Source organism: Pseudomonas sp. BN417 (assembly GCF_029871205.1).
Taxonomy (GTDB): Bacteria; Pseudomonadota; Gammaproteobacteria; order Pseudomonadales; family Pseudomonadaceae; genus Metapseudomonas.
This window is the reverse complement of record NZ_SSOJ01000156.1, coordinates 40,270-57,913: the sequence shown is the minus strand read 5'-3', so window position 1 is coordinate 57,913 and position 17,644 is coordinate 40,270. Positions and strand designations below refer to the sequence as shown.

Below are 17,644 nucleotides of genomic sequence, written 5' to 3'. Positions count from 1 at the left end.
ATCGCCTTACGGGTGGTGATAAAACGCCTAGCCCGTCCGAATGATGAGCGGGCCGACCATCCGGGCGACGCTGTATTCCCGGACCAGCTGATTTCCGCGACTGAGCCTGACTTTCGCGGTGCCTGAAGGGTGAACAACAACTATGAATGCATCCGACTTTTCACTCGATGATCTCAGCCAGCTCATCGAACAGATCTATGAAGGGGCCGGTGAAGAACTGCCCTGGCAGCGCAGCCTCGAGCAGCTGCGAACGGCGCTAAGGGCCAATTACGCCACCCTGATCCTGCGCCCCAGCGCACCGGGGGACCCGGGCTTCATGGTCAACGCGGGTCCTGTCGAGACCTGGGCGATATCCGCCTACAGCGACACCTACTACGCCCTCGACCCCTTCGTCGGCCTGCCGCCCGGCGAAGTCCATACGGTGGCTGAACTGCTCGGCGAGGAGCGCTGGCTGCAATCGGCTTTCTACCAGCAGTTCAATGCGCCGCTGGATGTGTTCCACATCATGGGCGCCGACCTGCACACCCCGAACGGAATCGAGTGCCGCCTGCGCATCTGTCGGCCGCACGGGGACAAGGGGTTCGATGCCCAGGACAAGGCCTTCTGCGCACGCCTGCTGACGCACCTGCGGCGGGCCGTCAATCTCCAGGGCCAGCTCAAGCGCACTGAAACGGAACGCCAGCTCTACGCTTCGGCCGTCGAGCGCATGCAGATCGGTACCGTGATCCTCGACAACAATCTCCAGGTGCTGGAAACCAATCAGGCCGCCTGCGAATTGCTGGACGAGCGTGATGGCCTGAGCCTGGCCAACGAACGCCTCAGCGCGACCTACCGGCGCGACAACCAGGCCTTGCAGGGCCTGATCAAACTGGCCCTGCAAGAGCGCCTGAAGCCGGGCCCGCAGATTGCGGAGGCCATCACCCTGCAGCGTCCATCCGGACGCAACAGCCTGGGTGTGGTGGTGCAGAGCCTGCCGCGTGAGGAAAGCCTGGAAGGCAGGCACCCGGCAGTCGCGGTGTTCCTGCGTGATCCGGAACGCCGGGTGAGCGTGGAGCCACAATCACTGCGTCAGCTGTTCGGCTTCACCCCGGCCGAGGCTGCCCTGGCGATCCAGTTGGCCCATGGCGACACGCTGGACGAAGCCGGTGTCCGCCTGAATATCCGGCGCAACACCGTGAAGGCCCACCTGCGGGCGATCTTCTCCAAGGCCGGGGTCACCCGCCAAAGCGAACTGGCCTACGTCCTGCACAACAGCGTGGCGGTCCTTGGCGGCAGCGCCCTGGGCGACGAACGCGCCAGGGGCCTGTAGGCCGGAGTGGGCTTCTCCAGACTGCCACGGAGTGTCGTGGAACCCTTGTTGTGGGGGCGAATTCATTCGCTAAGGGCTGCGCAGCAGCCCCAAGCTGACTCCCAGGCCGAACCTGCGGTCCGGTTCGCGAATGAATTCGCCCCCACAGAAAAGCGGCAAGCCTTTTGACCCCACCTTGATTGGCCAACAGGCTTGCAAGCGAACATAGAATCTACCCCGCCAGGGCGCGCAGCGCGTCCTTGGTGACCTTGCCGGCGGCATTCAGCGGCATCGCGTCGAGCAGCAGCGCTCGGCGCGGCACCTTGTAGTTGGCCATCTGCTCGCGGCACCAGGCGAGGAACTCGCCGGTGTCCAGGCGCTGGCCGGCAGCGGGCAGGAGGAAGGCCATGGCCACTTCGCCCAGACGCTCGTCGGGAATACCGATCACCGCCGCCTGCGCGACGCCCGGATAACGCAGGATCACCAGCTCGATCTCCGCCGGGTACACGTTGAAGCCGCCGGTGATGAACATGTCCTTGATGCGGTCGGTGATCCGCAGGTAGCCCGCTTCGTCGAGCACACCGATATCGCCGGTGTGCAGCCAGCCCTCGGCGTCTATGGCCTCGGCCGTGGCTTCAGGGTTGTTGAAGTAGCCCTTCATCAGGTTGTAGCCGCGTACCAGCAGCTCTCCCGGTTCGCCGGGCGGCACCGGGTTACCGGCGGCGTCCACGCAGCGCACTTCCACATCCGGGAAGGCGCGACCGGAGGTGGTGGCCACCCGCTCGGCCGAATCACCGGGGCGGCAGATGGTGACGAAGCCGCACGCTTCGGTCAGGCCGTAGGCCGTGACTATGGTCTCGAAACCAAGCTCGCTGGCCATGCGCCTGACCATTTCCACCGGCACCGAGGCGGCGCCCGTCACCGCCACCCGCAGGCTGGAGAGGTCGTAGCGCTCACGGCCGGGGAAGCTGAGGATGGATTGGTACAGGGTCGGCGGGCCAGGCAGCACATTGATCCGTTCGCGGGCGATGCGCTCCAGCATCACCGGCACGTCGAACACCTGCTGCGGAAGGATGCAGCAGCCGCGCAACAGCGCCGCCAGCCAACCGGCCTTGTAGCCGAAACTGTGGAAAAAGGGATTGACGATCAGGTAGCGGTCGCCCTGACGCAGGCCGACCATGGCGCTCCAGTCGCGGACGATGCGCAGGTTCTGGCCATGGGCGGTCATCACGCCCTTCGGCTTGCCGGTGGTGCCGGAGGTGAACAGCAGGTCCGACAGGCTGTGCTCGTCGACCTCCGCCTCGCGCACCGCCAGCTCCGCCGGCGAGACTTCGGCGCCCAGGGCCATGAAAGCATCCCAGCCCAGGCAGCCCTCCGCCTCCCCACGCAGGCAGATGCGCCTGCGCAGTTCCGGCAACGCCTCACCGGACAGCAGCGCCGGGTAGTCGGTGCCGAGGAACTGCCCGACGACGAACAGGAGGCTGGCGCCGCTCTCGCGCAGGATGAAGCCGGCCTCGGCCCCCTTCATCCGCGTGTTCAACGGCACCAGCACGGCGCCCACGCTCTGCAAGGCGACAGCGGCGACTATCCACTCATGGATGTTCGGCGCCCAGATGGCCACCCGCTCGCCAACCTGTACATCCAGCGCCAGCAGGGCTTGGGCGGCCCGGCGGCGCAGCTGGTCGAGCTGGTGGTAACTGATACGGGTGCTTTCGTCCTCGATGGCCATGGACTCGCCGTAACTCGTCGCGGCGGCGGCCAGCAGTTCAGGGATGGTCAGGGCGCATTCCAGGTTGGGCATGGGCTTTTCTCGGGCGCGAGGGGACAGCGGCCGGCAGGAGCAGGCCGCGGAAATGGCTGGGGAATCAGGCTTGCGGCGGCGCGAAGCGACGGCCGGCGGAGAAGCCACCGTCCACGGCGATCATCTGGCCGCTGACGAAAGAGGCATCATCCGAAGCGAGGAAGAGCGCGACGCTGGCCACCTCGTCCGGACGCCCGGCACGGCAGAGCATGTGCTGCGAGGCGAAGAAGGCGTGGAAGGCCTCCTGCTCCTTGACCATCTGGGTCATGGGGGTGTCGATCAGGCCCGGGCAGATGCCGTTGACGCGGATATTGGCGTGGCCGAAGTCGATGGCCATGGAACGGGTGAGCTGGCTGATCCCGCCCTTGGCGGTGTTGTACGCCGCGTTGCCGTCACAACCCTGCAGGCCGAAGATCGAGCCGAAGTTGATGATCGAGCCACTCTTCTGCGCGAGCATGGGTACTAGGGCGTACTTGCTGGTGAGCATGCTGCCGGTGAGGTGGATATCCAGCACCCGGCGCCACTCCTCGGTGGTCGTCTCGGTGATGCTGCCCCGGCTGGCGATGCCGGCAGCGTTGACCAGGGCGTCGATGCGGCCAAAGCGCTGCACCACCTCCTCCATCACCGCCTGCACCCGCGCCTCGTCACGTACGTCCAGGCTCAGGAATAGCGGCGCCGGGCTCAGGCCCTCGAGACTGGCGGCAACATCCGCACGCGGTTCGCCGACATCCAGCCCGACCACTTGCGCGCCCTCGGCGGCGAAGCGCCGGACGCAGGCCAGGCCAATACCCGAAGCAGCACCAGTGATGACCGCGACCTTGCTAGACAGACGTGCCATGGGGAACCTCGTTGGTTGTTCTTGGAATGGGGTTTTCGCGGAGTCTACCCCTGGAGTGGTCAGGAGTGATCGTCCGTTGGGACTACGCCCGTATCGCAGCGTGGGAGGCTCCATGTTGTGGGAGCGATTTCAATCGCGAATGAATTCGCTCCCACAAGATCCGGTGCCCCGCCTGCAAGGAAATGACCCGGCCGAAGCTTCGTAGGATGGCGTAGAGCGAAGCGAAACCCATCAAAAAAATACCCGGCCGAAGCCGGGCATAAAGGCACAGACATACACGCTCAATACCACCCGGCAGGGCGGCAGCCCCCGGCTGTCACCCCGGGAACTTCAGTTTCAGCCGCGCGCTGCCCGGGCGGCCCTGGCACGCCAGGGTCCAGCCTTCGGCCAGTTCGGCGGGGCTGAGAATATCGTTGCGGGAGAGGATCACTTCGCCCTCTTCCACCGTGCACATGCAGGCGCCGCAGAAGCCCTCCTCGCAGGAATAGGGCACATCCAGGCCGGCCGCCCTGCAACTCTGCAGCAAGGTCTCGCCGGGTTGCGTCGGCACCTCGGCGAGCTGGCCGTCCAGTTCCACCAGCAGCTGCTCGACGTCGGTGCCGGCCGGCACGGCGACGGCCTCCTGCTGGTCCGGATCGGGCGGCGAGACAAAGCGCTCCACATGGATCCGCGCCATGTCCTCGCCGGCCGCCAGCAGGGCACGCTCCACGGTGTCCATGAACGGCCCCGGCCCGCAGATGTAGAACTCCGCACCGGCGTGGCCGCGCACCAGCTGGCGCACTTCGCCATCGGTGAGGAAGCCCTGCACCGAGTCCAGCACGTGCACCACTTCCAGCCGCTCCACATGGGCCTTGGCGATGGCCCGCAGCTCGTCGCGGAAGATCACCGAAGCCTCGTCGCGGTTGGCGTACACCAGCTTGATGCGGCGCTGGCTGGTCTTCAGCGCCGACTTGAGAATGGAGAACACCGGGGTGATCCCCGAGCCACCACCGAACAGCACCAGGTCGTGCTCGCCGGGACGCAGGTGGAAGTGCCCGGCCGGCGGCAGCACGTCCAGCACATCGCCGGCGCGCACCTCGTCGTTGAACCAGTTGGACACCCGGCCGCCGTCCACCCGTTTGATGGTGACCTTGGGCAGGCTGTCGCAATCCGGCGAGCTGGACATCGAGTAGCAGCGCGTCAGCCGCTTGCCGCCGAGCGCCACGCGGAAGCTGAGGAACTGCCCCGGCTTGTAGCGGAAGCGTTCCTCCAGCCCCGCCGGAATCCGCAGCACCAGCGAGCGGCTGTCGTGGGTTTCGGCAATCACCTCGGCCACTTCCAACTGGAAGCTGCCGGACTGCTGGGGTTCGATCACAAGTGGCTGCGCACTACCCATGGTTCTCTCCGCTTCAGGCGACGCCGCCGATCAATTGCGCGTTGTCGATGCGCAACTCGCTGCCGCTGACGAAACGCGATTCGTCCGAGGCGAGGAAGAGCACCATGTTGGCGATGTCGCGCGGCGCGCACATACGGTTCATCGGGTTCTTGTCCAGCTCTTCCTGGGGAATCGGCTGGCCGCCGGCCAGGGCCTGGGTCATGGGGGTGTTGATGCCGTCCGGGTGCACGCTGTTGCAGCGGATGCGGTAGCCCTGCTGCTTGCAGTGCATCGCTATCGAGCGGGTCAGCGCCGCTACCGCGCCCTTGGAGGCGGAGTAGGCGCAGAACAGCGGCAGGCCGCCCAGGGCCGCCACCGAGGACATATTGATGATGGAGCCGCCGCCACTGTCCTTCATCGCCGCGATGGCGTACTTGCAGCCGAGGAAGTAGCCGTCGCTGTTGATCCGCTGCACCTTCTGCCAGAGTTCCAGGCTGGTGTCCTCGATGCTGGCGAGGACCAGGATGGCGGCGTTGTTCACCAGGACGTCGAGGCGACCGAACTTTTCCAGGGTGAGCTTGATGACGTTCTGCCAATCCGCCTCGCTGGCGATGTCCTGGCGGACGAAGAGCGCGTTGTCGCCGATTTCGGCAGCCACCTGGCGGCCGGCCTCCTCGTTGAGGTCGGTGAGCACCACCTTCGCACCCTCGCTGGCCAGCAGCAGCGCGTCTTCGCGTCCCACGCCACTGGCGGCGCCGGTGACGATGCAAACCTTGCCTTCGACTCGTTTCATTGTTGTTCTCCTTGGGAAGACTTGGCGGCGCGGACCAGGCCGGCCACATGGGCGCCGACACGACGCCCGGAGTAGACACAATCGGCCAGGGACAGGCCGGACACGTAAAAGTTGGACGCAACGCCCACCGCATTGCGACCGGCGCTGTAGAGGCCCGGCACCGGCTGCCGGTCCTCACCCAGCACCTGGCCGCTACCCTCGCAGACGCGCAGGCCGCCCAGGGTGATGACCGGACAGGGGTAGAGCGCGCTGTCGAAAGACAGGTCCAGCGCATACCAGGGCCCCTGTTCCAGGGACGCGAGGAAACCGGCGGACTTGCCCCAGGCATCTTCGCGCTCGCCACGGGCCGCCGCGTTGTAGGCCACCAGCGTCTGCTCCAGCGCCGCACGCGGCAGGCCGGTGCGCTCGGCGAGCTGACTGAGGGTCTTGCCGCGGCGCGCGTTGAACAGCAGGTTGAGCAGCGCCGGCAGTCGCTGGAAGGACCAGACCTTGCCCGGCCCGATCTGCGCAAAGGCTTCCTTGTACAGGGCCCGGTTGATGATCAGGATGGCCCGGCCACCCTGTTCTTCGACCATGGCGTGGCCGAGCTTGGCGCCATAAACCTCTTCATTGCAGTAACGCTGCCCGGCGGCATTGACTATCACGCCACGGGCCCAGGCCAGCGGCGGATTGATGAAACGCCAGGCGCTGGCCCGCTCCATCCGGTCCATGGCGCCCCCGGCGCTGTTGCCCAGGCGGATGCCGGCGCCGTCGCAGCCGCTGGTGCCCAGCGGCAGGCCACCGAGATAGCGCGGCGCGTGTACGGTCAGCATCGCCTGGTTGAAGACGAATCCGCCCGCACTGAGCAGGACACCGTGATCCGCACGAATCAGGCGCCGCTCGGCATGGGTCAGCTCCAGCTCGCGCACCTTGCGGCGCAGGCGCTCGGCCAGGGGCGGCGAATAGGGATGCAGCGCATCGGTCCAGCGTGCCAGGCGCGCATGGCGCTTCGCCGCCCGGCTACCAGCCGGGAGTTCCCACGCCTCGACGCCGATTACTCGGCCGGCGGCGTCCAGCACCAGGCGGCGTACTTCGCACTGGGTACGCAGGCGCACGCCCTGCCCCAGGGCGCTGGCCTTGAGTGGCGCGTAGAAGTTGTAGCCGGACATGCCCTTGCCCAGGGCCCGGTGCCCACGGGGCGCCGGCCGCGCCTGGCGGGCGTAGCTCGGCACGGCCTCGTTGCCGGAGTAGTAGAGGAAGTACTGGTCGCTCGGGTAGGAGGTTTTCACCGGTGGCATGCTGCCCTCGAAACCGGCCCCCTGGCGCTGCAGCCAGGCCAGTTGATCCCGGCTGCGTTTGCAGAAATCCCGCAAGGTGTCAGCGGAAACGGCGTCACCGACTTCCTGGCGCAGGTAGTCGAACATGGCCTGGGGCGAATCCTCGACGCCGGCAGCGGCCTGCTGCGGCGTACCGCCGCCGGCATAGACCACGCCGCCGCTGCGCGCGGTGGCGCCTCCTCCGGCGAAGCGCTCCAGCGCCAGCACGGAGGTGCCTTGGCCACGCGCCTCCAGGGCCGCGCATACGCCCGCGCCGCCGAAGCCGACGACCAGCAGGTCGGCGCTGTCATCCCACTTCACCTGCCCGGGATCGGCCACCCGCAGAGGTGCTTCCGGATGCTGCTGCATTGCCGTCATCGCAAACCCTCAGCCGGCCACGGCCAGGGATGAGGCGGTGGTGGTATAGGTCCCGTCGAGATAGACCAGCGGGCTGATCTCCGCGCTGTTGTGAATCTCGACGATGCGGCCGATGAAGACGGTATGGGTGCCGTAGCTGAACTTGCCGTCCTGCTGGCAGAGGATGGCCGACTGGGCATCGCCCAGGTAGGGAATGCCGCCGGAACTGTTGCGCCAGTCGCCACGCTGGAAGCGCGCCTCACCCTTCACCGGGCCGCTGCACAGGTGAGACAGCTCTTCCTGTTCCAGGCCGAGGATGTTCACGCAGAAGTCCGCCCCGCCATCCAGCACGGCGTGCAGGGACGCGGTGCGATTCACGCAGATCAGCAGGGACGGCGGCTCGGTGGAGAGCGAATCCACCGCCGTGGCGGACATGGCGAAACGCTCTTCGCCGTTGCTGGTGGTGATGATGGTCACGGACTTGGCCAGACGACGCATCGCCTGGAGCATTTCGCCTTTCAGATCAGACTGGCTCATGGCACGGCCCTCTTGTTGTTCTCAAGTGCTGCCGATTCTTCGCCAGGGCAGCGGGGACAACATCGTCCGAGGGGACTAGTTTGATTGCCGTGGCAAAGGCCGCTTCTCCTGTGGGGGCGAATTCATTCGCTAATGGCAGCGCAGCTGCCACCTGGGGTCCCGCAGGGCAGGCCTGCGGCCTGCATAGCGAATGAATTCGCCCCCACAAAAATCAGGCCGTGCCGATTCCCATCTCCGCCCTCGCCATATGGTCCGTTTGGAGGATGCTCGCGTCATTGCCCGTTGTTTGAATGCCCGGCGATAGGTGGAAAAGCCTTCAACAGGAGAACAACAAGATGCTCGACCAAGACCTGATCCGCCAACGCCTGAAACAACGAGCCCGCGAGCTGGTGCCGGTGCTGCGCGAGCGCGCGCCGCTGGCCGCGAAGAACGGCCTGCTGGCCGAGGAGACCATCCGCGACTTCCAGGAGGCGGGCTTCTTCCGCATCCTCCAGCCGGCGCGCTGGGAGGGCTACGAGCTGGAGCCCAAGGACTTCTTCGAGGTGCAGATGACCCTCGCCGAAGGCTGCATGTCCTCGGCCTGGGTGCTGGGCGTGGTGGCCATCCACAACTGGCAGCTGGCGCTGTTCGACGACCGCGCCGCGCAGGATGTCTGGGGCCAGGACTCGAGCGTGCTGATCTCCTCGTCCTATATGCCGGTAGGCAAGGTGACCCGCGTCGACGGCGGCTTCCGCCTGAGTGGCCGCTGGGGCTTCTCCTCGGGCAGCAAGCACTGTCAATGGGCCTTCCTCGGCGCCATGGTGCCGCCGGAGAAGGAAGGCGACGGCCCGGACTACCGTACCTTCCTGGTACCGCGCCACGACTACAGCATCATCGACAACTGGGACGTGATGGGCCTGGAGGCCACCGGCTCCCACGACGTGCTGGTGGAGGACGTGTTCGTGCCCGAATACCGCACCCACCGCTCCATCGACGGTTTCATGCAGAACAGCCCCGGCAATGCGGTGAACACCTCACCGCTGTTCCGCCTGCCCTTCGGACAGATCTTCGTGCGGGCGGTGTCGTCCTCGACCATCGGCGCGCTGCAGGGCGCCATCGACCTGTTCGTCGAGGCCAACAAGGGCCGGGTCGGGGTCAACGATGGCCGCAAGATCATCCAGGACCCCGGCGCCCAGACCGCCCTGGCCAATGCCATGGTCACGGTGGACGAATGCCGCACTGTGCTGCTGCGCAACTTCGAGCTGATGATGCAGCGCGCCAATGCCGGTGAGGCGCTGACCATGGCCGAACGGGTGAAGATGCGCTACGACTCGGCCATAGTTCCCGACAAGTGCGCCCAGGCGGTGGAAGCCCTGATGTACAACAGCGGCGCCTCCACCATCTTCCGCAAACACGGCATCAACCGTGCCTTCCGCGATATCCACACCGGCCGCGCCCACGTGGCCAACTGTCCGGGCAAGTACGCGCTGAACCTGGGTGGCGTGAGCATGGGGTTGGATAGCACCGACTTCTTCCTCTGAAGCAGCGCCCTGTAGGATGGCGTGGAGCGGAGCGATACCCATCACCGCGGATCGATGGGTATCGCAAGCTCCACCCATCCTACGAAAAGCGAACCGCAATACCGCACGACGCCCGCCCTGCGCGGGCGTCGTGCTTTCCGGCGGATCAAGGTGACTAGTCTTTTTGGAGGATTCAGCCGCGCTGCCGATCCAACACCATGCGTCCAAGACTCGGCATTCCGGGTTGACCGAACCAAGAACAACAAGGGCCAAGCGCATGAAATTCTCCCTGATCTACGAGGCACAGACGATCGACAGCAGCCGCGAAGGCGACCGTCGCATCTTCGACGAAACCGTCGAGCAGGCCGTGCTCGCCGACAAGCTCGGCTTCGACACCTTCTGGTGCGTGGAACACACCGCACTGACCAACTACTCGCACATGTCCGCTCCGGAGACCATGCTCGCCTTCGTCGCCGGCAAGACCGAGCGCATCGGCATCGGCCACGGCGTGGTCTGCCTGCCGCCGGCGATGAACCATCCGGTGAAGGTGGCTGAGCGCATCGCCACCCTCGATCTTCTGTCCAAGGGCCGCGTGCACTTCGGCGTGGGCAAGGGCGGCACCCAGCAGGAAGCCGGCACCTTCGGCTACGACCTGGCCACCCTGCAGCCGCAGATCGACGAAGCCATGTACCTGATCCCGAAGATGTTCGTGCAGGACGAGATCGAACATAACGGCGACTTCGTGAAGATCCCCAAGCGCCCCATCCATCCCAAGCCCTACCAGGACCCGCACCCGCCGATGTACCTGGCCTGCACCAACACCGAGTCGCTGAAGAACGCCGGCGGCCGCGGCATGGGCGCCCTGGTACTGGGCTTCGGTGGTCCCGAGGAAATTGCCAAGAAGGTCGCCGTGTACCACGAGGCCTGGGACAACCGTGACGAGAAAAACCAGGTGGGCTTCCGTCCCAACCGCCATATCGCCGCCCTGTGCCCGGCCATCGTCCTCGACGACAACGAGAAGGCCCGCCATATCGGCATCCGTGGCCAGCGCTACTTCATGGAGTCCCTGGCCTACTGGTACGCCGGCGGCGAGCGCCCGGACCCGGAGAAGTGGAAGGACGACACCTTCGTCGACGGCAATGGCCAGGCGGTGATCAAGTCGCGCTTCGCCTCCGAGGAAGTCAAGGTGGACTTCTCCGACCCGACCATGGCGATGATGAACCCCAACCATGCCTACGGCACCGTGGCGGACTGCATCGGCTACGTGCAACGCCTGATCGACGCCGGCGCCGATGAGATCCTCTTCATCTGCCAGATGGGCACTGTGCCGCAGTGGGCCCAGCTGGAGACCCTGAAGAACATCGGCGAGCACGTGATTCCCTACTTCCGCAAACAGAACGGACTGACCTGAGCAGCGGAAGTGTGGAATGGAAAACGGGCCTTCAAGGCCCGTTTTTCTTTTGGATGGCACGAGGCTGGGCTGGCTTTTCCTGTGGGGGCGAATTCATTCGCTAAAGGCTGTGCAGCAGCCCCTGTCAGATCCGCAGGGCAGCCCTTCGGCCTGCTCAGCGAATGAATTCGCCCCCACAATTCGACTCCACGGCCTTACCCCGACTTCTTCACGATCGCCTCGGCAATGCTCGCCGGGGCTTCGGCGTAACGGGCGAACTCCATGGAGAAGCTGGCGCGGCCCTGGGACATGGAGCGCACGTCGGTGGCGTAGCCGAACATCTCGCCGAGGGGTACTTCGGCGCGGATGATCTTGCCCGAGAGCCCGTCTTCCATGCCGTGGATCAGGCCACGGCGGCGGTTGAGGTCGCCCATGATGTCGCCCATGTAGTCCTCGGGCGTCACCACTTCCAGTTTCATCACCGGTTCCAGCAGCACCGCGCCGCCCTTCTGCGACAGCTGCTTGGTAGCCATGGAGGCGGCGATCTTGAAGGCCATCTCGCTGGAATCCACGTCGTGGAACGAGCCGTCGAACACCGCGGCCTTCAGGCCCAGCAGCGGGTAGCCGGCGATCACACCGTTCTTCATCTGCTCCTCGACGCCCTTCTGGATGGCCGGGATGAACTCGCGGGGAATGGCGCCACCGACCACTTCATTGCTGAACGCCAGGCCCTCCTCCCCTTCGTCCGCCGGGGCGAAACGAATCCAGCAGTGACCGTACTGGCCGCGGCCACCGGACTGGCGGACGAACCTGCCTTCGATCTCGCAGGTCTTGCGGATCGCCTCGCGGTAGGCCACTTGCGGCTTGCCGGTGTTGGCCTCGACGCTGAACTCGCGCTTCATGCGGTCGACGATGATGTCCAGGTGCAACTCGCCCATGCCGGAAATGATGGTCTGCCCGGTTTCCTCGTCGGTCTTGACCCGGAACGAGGGGTCTTCCTGAGCCAGCTTGGCCAGCGCGATGCCCATTTTTTCCTGGTCGGCCTTGGTCTTGGGTTCGACGGCGATGGAGATCACCGGTTCAGGGAAGTCCATGCGCTCCAGCACTATGGGCTTGTTGAGGTCGCACAGGGTGTCGCCGGTGGTGACGTCCTTCATGCCGATCAGCGCGGCGATGTCACCGGCGCGCACTTCCTTGATCTCGGCGCGGTGGTTGGCGTGCATCTGCACCATGCGGCCGACCCGTTCCTTCTTGCCCTTCACCGAATTGAGCACGGCATCGCCGGAGTTCAGCACGCCGGAGTAGACGCGGATGAAGGTCAGGGTGCCGACGAAGGGGTCGGTGGCGATCTTGAAGGCCAGCGCGGAGAAGGGTTCGCTGTCGTCGGCGTGACGTTCGTCCTCCTTCTCCGGATGATCCGGGTGAGTGCCGCGGATGGAGGGGATCTCGGTCGGTGCCGGCAGCAGCTCGACGACCGAGTCGAGTACCAGCGGCACGCCCTTGTTCTTGAAGGAAGAACCGCATACCGCTGGCACCACTTCGCAGGACAGGGTGCGGATGCGCAGGCCGGTCTTGATCTCCTCCTCCGAGAGGTCGCCTTCGTCGAGGTATTTGGTCATCAGCTCTTCATTGGCCTCGGCCGCGACCTCCAGCATTACGTTGCGCCAGTGCCGGGCCTGGTCCAGCAGTTCGCCAGGTATCTCCTCCTCACGGGGAGTGGCGCCCTGGTCGGTATCGTTCCAGTAGATGGCCTTCATGCGGATCAGGTCGATCTGGCCGTGGAAGTTCTCCTCCTGGCCGATGGGCAGCTGGATGGGCACCGGGGTATGGCCGAGGCGCTTCTTGATCTGCTCCACCACCCGCAGGAAGTCGGCACCGGCGCGGTCCATCTTGTTCACGTAGGCGATGCGCGGCACATGGTACTTGTCGGCCTGGCGCCAGACGGTTTCGGACTGCGGCTCCACGCCGTCGGCGCCGCTGAACACCACCACTGCGCCGTCGAGCACCCGCAGGGAGCGCTCCACCTCGATGGTGAAGTCGACGTGGCCGGGGGTGTCGATGATGTTGATGCGGAATTTCTCCAGCTGCTTGCGCGAGCCGGTCCAGAAGGCGGTGGTGGCCGCCGAGGTGATGGTGATGCCGCGCTCCTGCTCCTGGACCATCCAGTCCATGGTCGCGGCGCCGTCGTGCACCTCGCCCATCTTGTGGTTGACCCCGGTGTAGTAGAGAACCCGTTCGGTGGTGGTGGTCTTGCCGGCATCCACGTGGGCCACTATGCCGATGTTGCGGTAATGGCTGATGGGGGTTGTACGGGCCATGGCAATCACCTCCGTGCGGGTTTATGGGTTGGGGCTAGGCCGCACGCCCGCCGGCGGCACCAGGCGGCACCGACTCGGAACTGGAAAGTTGTGGGCGGCGAAGGACCGGGCGGCCCTGCCGTAAGGGCATGGCGCTACCGATGGCCGGCACCTCCCCCTTCTCTAACGCTAGCACCGCCACCGCCAGGCCACCGGCCGCTCATCCGCTAGTCCGCCCGGACGATGCATGGCCGGGCGCCGCACGGCATGGTCTGCCTGCCCGGCCGAATCCTGGCCGCCGTCACTGCCTCATGAGGGACCTTGCCGTGGAAAAGATCATCTACACCCTGTGGCGCGCGCCACAGGTCAGCCTCGACGCCTTCGCCGAACGCCTGCGCGGTGAAGTCGCCGAACGTCTCTTCACCCTGGGCGCCCGTGGCCTGCAACTGAACCTGGCGGATGCCGATGTGGCCCCCGCCGCCGGCCTGCGCCAGGAGAATAACCGGCCGCTGCCGGACGCCACCCTGTCGCTCTGGGTCGACAGCGCCAACACCGAGTCCCGCCGCCCGTTCGACGATGTGCTCACCGAGATCTCGAGCCGCCAGGCGGCCTATCTGGTGAGCGAATCGGTAGCCATTCGCAATACCCGCTTCCCGGCCCAACCCGGCCAGCGTACCCACGGCTTTTCGCAGATCGCCTTCCTCAGCTGCCCGCCGCGCCTGACCCGGGAGGCCTGGCTGGATATCTGGCGCAATCACCACACCCGGGTGGCCATCGACACCCAGGACAACTTCCTCTACGTGCAGAACCTGGTGGTGCGCGCCCTGACCCACGGCGCCGCGCCGCTGGACGCCATAGTCGAGGAAGCCTTCCCGCCGGCCGCCATGACCGATCCCATGGCCTTCTTCGATGCGGTGGGCGACGAGGCGAAGTTCCAGAAGAACCTGGCGGCGATGATGGACAGCTGCAACCGCTTCATCGACTTCGACAGGATCGATGTGCTGCCCACCAGCCAGTACCTGCTGAAAGTGGCTGCGGGCTGACGGGAACAGGCCGGTGCCGGGCATCCCTTGCCTGGCACCGCCCTGGATAGCGATCTACCGCCCGTTACGACAGTTTGCCGACGATGCCCCGGAACTCCTGCTCCGAGTATCCTCGCAGCGTCTGGGTCCTGACATTGCCCAGCATGCCGACCTTCAGCAGCAGCGTGGTCGCGGCCTCGTCGGACCCTTCGACGACCAGCACTATGTCGTAGTTGCCGACCGTCCAGTAGGCCGCCTTGACCGAAACGCCGAGCTGCTCGGCCATGGCCTTGAAGGCCAGGAAGCGCTCCGGGGAATCCTTGACGGACCGAATGCCCTGGTCGGTGAAGTTGGCAAGCGTGATGTACGTAGCCATTCTCTAGCTCCTGTTCAGGTTGCTGGATGGCGGCCGCCGCTTCGGAAACCATCATCTGGAGAGTGGCCGCCCCCTCGCCAGATCTGCCTTCCGCACACTGAATCTCCCCTGTCCGATACCGGCCTTGCCTGCCGTTCAGGCAACCCAGCCGCACTCCACGCTGTCGCCCTTGTGTGCCGTGATGACGAGAGCCGGCATGGCGAAGGCGACCGAGCCATCGGCTGCGGCAAACCCGCGCAGCGCCGGCTCCGCCTCCTGCCGCAACCGCGCGAACTGCCCTTCGTCGAGCATGCCGCCAAGGGTCCACACGCAGGCTCGCTCGGTGGAGATCAAGGCGTCGATGGAGGGAAAACGCACCGTACCCTCGTGCCGCATGACCTTGGCATCGGTGATACCCGCCTCGCTGCAGAGCGCCAGCAACAATCGCTCGTCGCCGAGCACGAACGGTGCGCGGAACGCATTGGCCACCTGGTCGCCGAACAGTCGCTGCAACAGCTCGGCGAGAGCGGCGTAGCCGGGCGAGTGCTCGAGCCCATCGCACACGGCGACGGCGAGGTTTCCGCCGGGCCGCAGCACGCGGCACATTTCCCGCAGGGCGGCTGGCCGGTCGTCGAAGAACATGAAACCGAACTGACTCACGACTGCATCGAAACTCCCGTCAGGAAATGGCAGGGCTTCGGCCCGCCCTTCCAGCCACTCGATGGACGCCGATTTGCGCCGGGCCACGGCAAGCATCTCCGCATTGGCGTCGAGCCCCACCACCTCGGCCTCGGGTCCGGCACGCTCGGCCGCAGCACAGGCCAGCACCCCGGTACCACAGGCCACATCGAGCACCCGCTGGCCGGAGGTGATGCCGGCCTCGGCAGCCACCCGTGCGCCCCACTGCTGGAACAGGGCCGGAACGAAGAATGCCTCGTACACCTCTGCAGGGGAGCGGTCGGACCGCCCGTTTTCATGCTTGACCATTCGACACCTCCCGTCGCGCCCGGGCCCATGCGGCCGGTTGGCGACCCGGGCAGTCCCGGTCACGGAGACACTGCCCCGTCCGATGCCCTCTTCTGGGTAGGAATAGCAGTCCGTCAGCCCCGCCGCATGACCACTGATCCAGCGCCGTCCGGGCAGGCGCGGGAGGGAGACCTATACTGTTACCCCCGACAGGTCCGAGGCGCCCGCCCGGCCTGCTAAATCGGCTGCCGCAGCGACGGCTCTTCCCCAGCCACCAGATAGGAGGTCGAACATGGCAATACGTATTGGCGACGAGGCCCCGGACTTCACGGCCGAAACCACCGAAGGCACCCTCAATTTCCACCAGTGGATCGGCGACCAGTGGGCCATCCTGTTCTCCCACCCGAAAGACTTCACCCCGGTCTGCACCACCGAGCTGGGCTACATGGCCAAGCTCAAGCCCGAATTCGACAAGCGCAACACCAAGGTGGTGGGCCTTTCGGTCGACCCGGTCAGTGATCACCGCAAGTGGGTCGGCGATATCGAGGAAACCCAGGGCCATGCGGTGAACTACCCGATGATCGGTGACGAAAACCTCACCGTGGCCAAGCTCTACGACATGATCCACCCCAATGCCAGCGGCGGCCCGCGCACCGCCGTGGACAACGCCACAGTGCGCTCGGTGTTCATCGTCGGCCCGGACAAGAAGGTCAAGGCCATGCTGGTCTACCCCATGAGCGCCGGGCGCAACTTCGACGAGGTGCTGCGTCTGCTGGACTCGTTGCAGCTGAACGCCAAGCACACGGTGGCCACACCGGTGAACTGGCGGCCGGGCGACGACGTGATCATCCCCACCTCGGTGTCGGACGAGGACGCGCAGAAGAAATATCCGCAGGGCTACAAGACCCTCAAGCCCTACCTGCGGGTAGTCGCCCAGCCGAAATGACCGCTCGCGCGCCCTCCGTCGGGAGGGCGCGCCTGCGGGCTGCCATACTGTCCTGCATGGCCAGCGCAACCTTCCGCTTCTATGAGGAGCTCAACGACTTCCTGCCGGCTGAAAGGCGTCGGCAAGCCTTCACCTGCGCCTGTGCGCGGGCGGCCACGGTCAAGCACATGATCGAGGCCTTGGGCGTGCCCCATACGGAGGTGGAACTGGTACTGCTCAATGGCGAGTCGGTCGGCTTCGATCGGCTGATCCTCGACGGCGACCGCCTGGCTGTCTATCCCAAGTTCGAGACCCTGGACATCAGCCCGCTGCTCAAGGTGCGGGCCCAGCCGATGCGCGTGCTGCGCTTCGTCGCCGACGCCCACCTCGGGGGGCTGGCCAGCCTGCTGCGCATGAGCGGCTTCGACACCCTCTACGACAACTGTTTCGAGGATGGCGAGATCGCCGAGATCGCCGCCCATGAGGGGCGCATCGTGCTGACCCGCGACCGCGAGCTGCTCAAGCGCCGCATCATCAGCCACGGCTGCTACGTGCATGCCCTGAAACCGGCCCTGCAGCTGCGCGAACTCTTCGAGCGCCTGGACCTGGCCCGCAGCGCCCGCCCCTTCAGCCGCTGCCTGCACTGCAACCGCCCCTTGCGGGAGATCGACGCGGAACTCGCCCGCCCGCGCCTGCCGCCGCGCATCGGCGCGCTCTACTCGCGCTTCCTCAGCTGCGACGCCTGCCAGCGCCTGTACTGGGAAGGCTCCCACTGGCGCAGCATGTGCGCCCTCCTCGACCCGCTCATGACTGTGGATAAGTCCGGCGAAGGCTGACGAACGGTTACCCACAAAGGCAGTGGATGAAGCTGTGGATAAGCTGTCGGGCGATGGCCAGGGGCCAGGTGTGGCGCGGCCTTGGCGGGGG

General features: G+C 65.9%; 15 protein-coding genes. 6 read left to right on the top strand and 9 right to left on the bottom strand.

Going from position 1 to position 17,644, the window contains the following annotated elements; genetic code table 11:
* Positions 1-142: 142 nt before the first annotated feature.
* Positions 143-1,309 carry a helix-turn-helix transcriptional regulator gene (locus E8F11_RS25480; RefSeq protein ID WP_280291701.1) on the top strand — a complete coding sequence of 389 codons (1,167 nt, stop codon included), beginning with the start codon at positions 143-145 and terminating at the stop codon, positions 1,307-1,309.
* A gap of 211 nt (positions 1,310-1,520) precedes the next feature.
* On the opposite strand, the gene E8F11_RS25475 is transcribed toward E8F11_RS25480, so the two are convergent.
* The 6 genes from E8F11_RS25475 to E8F11_RS25450 all read right to left on the bottom strand — a co-directional run bounded on the left by E8F11_RS25475 (position 1,521) and on the right by E8F11_RS25450 (position 8,263).
* Complete coding sequence (locus E8F11_RS25475) at positions 1,521-3,089, bottom strand: FadD3 family acyl-CoA ligase (RefSeq protein WP_280291700.1); 1,569 nt, start codon at positions 3,087-3,089, stop codon at positions 1,521-1,523.
* Positions 3,090-3,153: 64 nt separating this feature from the next.
* On the bottom strand, positions 3,154-3,927 hold the full coding sequence (locus E8F11_RS25470; RefSeq protein ID WP_280291699.1) for an SDR family oxidoreductase: 774 nt from the start codon (positions 3,925-3,927) through the stop codon (positions 3,154-3,156).
* Positions 3,928-4,243: 316 nt separating this feature from the next.
* The gene (locus E8F11_RS25465; protein WP_280291698.1) at positions 4,244-5,302 is read right to left on the bottom strand and encodes a ferredoxin--NADP reductase; all 1,059 of its coding nucleotides are present in this window, start codon (positions 5,300-5,302) and stop codon (positions 4,244-4,246) included.
* Between the two features lie 13 nt (positions 5,303-5,315).
* The gene (locus E8F11_RS25460; RefSeq protein WP_280291697.1) at positions 5,316-6,074 is read right to left on the bottom strand and encodes a glucose 1-dehydrogenase; all 759 of its coding nucleotides are present in this window, start codon (positions 6,072-6,074) and stop codon (positions 5,316-5,318) included.
* Positions 6,071-7,747, bottom strand: a complete 1,677-nt coding sequence (locus E8F11_RS25455) for an FAD-binding protein (RefSeq protein ID WP_280291696.1) — start codon at positions 7,745-7,747, stop codon at positions 6,071-6,073. The genes E8F11_RS25460 and E8F11_RS25455 overlap by 4 nt, the downstream gene beginning before the upstream one ends.
* A gap of 9 nt (positions 7,748-7,756) precedes the next feature.
* On the bottom strand, positions 7,757-8,263 hold the full coding sequence (locus E8F11_RS25450) for a flavin reductase family protein (protein ID WP_280291695.1): 507 nt from the start codon (positions 8,261-8,263) through the stop codon (positions 7,757-7,759).
* 335 nt (positions 8,264-8,598) lie between these two features.
* Here E8F11_RS25450 and E8F11_RS25445 point away from each other — a divergent pair, with 335 nt between their 5' ends.
* Together E8F11_RS25445 and E8F11_RS25440 are read left to right on the top strand one after the other, a co-directional pair.
* A complete protein-coding gene (locus E8F11_RS25445) occupies positions 8,599-9,783 on the top strand; it encodes a flavin-dependent monooxygenase (RefSeq protein ID WP_280291694.1) in 1,185 nt (394 codons plus the stop codon).
* A gap of 256 nt (positions 9,784-10,039) precedes the next feature.
* Positions 10,040-11,173 (top strand): LLM class flavin-dependent oxidoreductase, encoded by a 1,134-nt coding sequence (locus tag E8F11_RS25440; RefSeq protein ID WP_280291693.1) that lies wholly within the window; start codon positions 10,040-10,042, stop codon positions 11,171-11,173.
* Between the two features lie 194 nt (positions 11,174-11,367).
* Here E8F11_RS25440 and fusA read toward each other — a convergent pair whose 3' ends face one another.
* A complete protein-coding gene (gene fusA, locus E8F11_RS25435; protein ID WP_280291692.1) occupies positions 11,368-13,470 on the bottom strand; it encodes an elongation factor G in 2,103 nt (700 codons plus the stop codon).
* 305 nt (positions 13,471-13,775) lie between these two features.
* On the opposite strand from fusA, the gene E8F11_RS25430 reads away from it, so the two are divergent.
* Positions 13,776-14,492: an EthD domain-containing protein gene (locus E8F11_RS25430; RefSeq protein WP_280291691.1), complete on the top strand. Its 717-nt coding sequence runs from the start codon at positions 13,776-13,778 to the stop codon at positions 14,490-14,492.
* Positions 14,493-14,556: 64 nt separating this feature from the next.
* On the opposite strand, the gene E8F11_RS25425 is transcribed toward E8F11_RS25430, so the two are convergent.
* On the bottom strand, positions 14,557-14,847 hold the full coding sequence (locus E8F11_RS25425; protein WP_280291690.1) for a GYD domain-containing protein: 291 nt from the start codon (positions 14,845-14,847) through the stop codon (positions 14,557-14,559).
* 135 nt (positions 14,848-14,982) lie between these two features.
* A complete protein-coding gene (locus tag E8F11_RS25420; protein ID WP_280291689.1) occupies positions 14,983-15,813 on the bottom strand; it encodes a methyltransferase domain-containing protein in 831 nt (276 codons plus the stop codon).
* 271 nt (positions 15,814-16,084) lie between these two features.
* On the opposite strand from E8F11_RS25420, the gene E8F11_RS25415 reads away from it, so the two are divergent.
* The gene (locus E8F11_RS25415) at positions 16,085-16,738 is read left to right on the top strand and encodes a peroxiredoxin (RefSeq protein WP_280291688.1); all 654 of its coding nucleotides are present in this window, start codon (positions 16,085-16,087) and stop codon (positions 16,736-16,738) included.
* A gap of 56 nt (positions 16,739-16,794) precedes the next feature.
* Positions 16,795-17,553, top strand: a complete 759-nt coding sequence (locus E8F11_RS25410) for a Mut7-C RNAse domain-containing protein (RefSeq protein WP_280291687.1) — start codon at positions 16,795-16,797, stop codon at positions 17,551-17,553.
* The last annotated feature ends 91 nt before the right edge of the window (positions 17,554-17,644 follow it).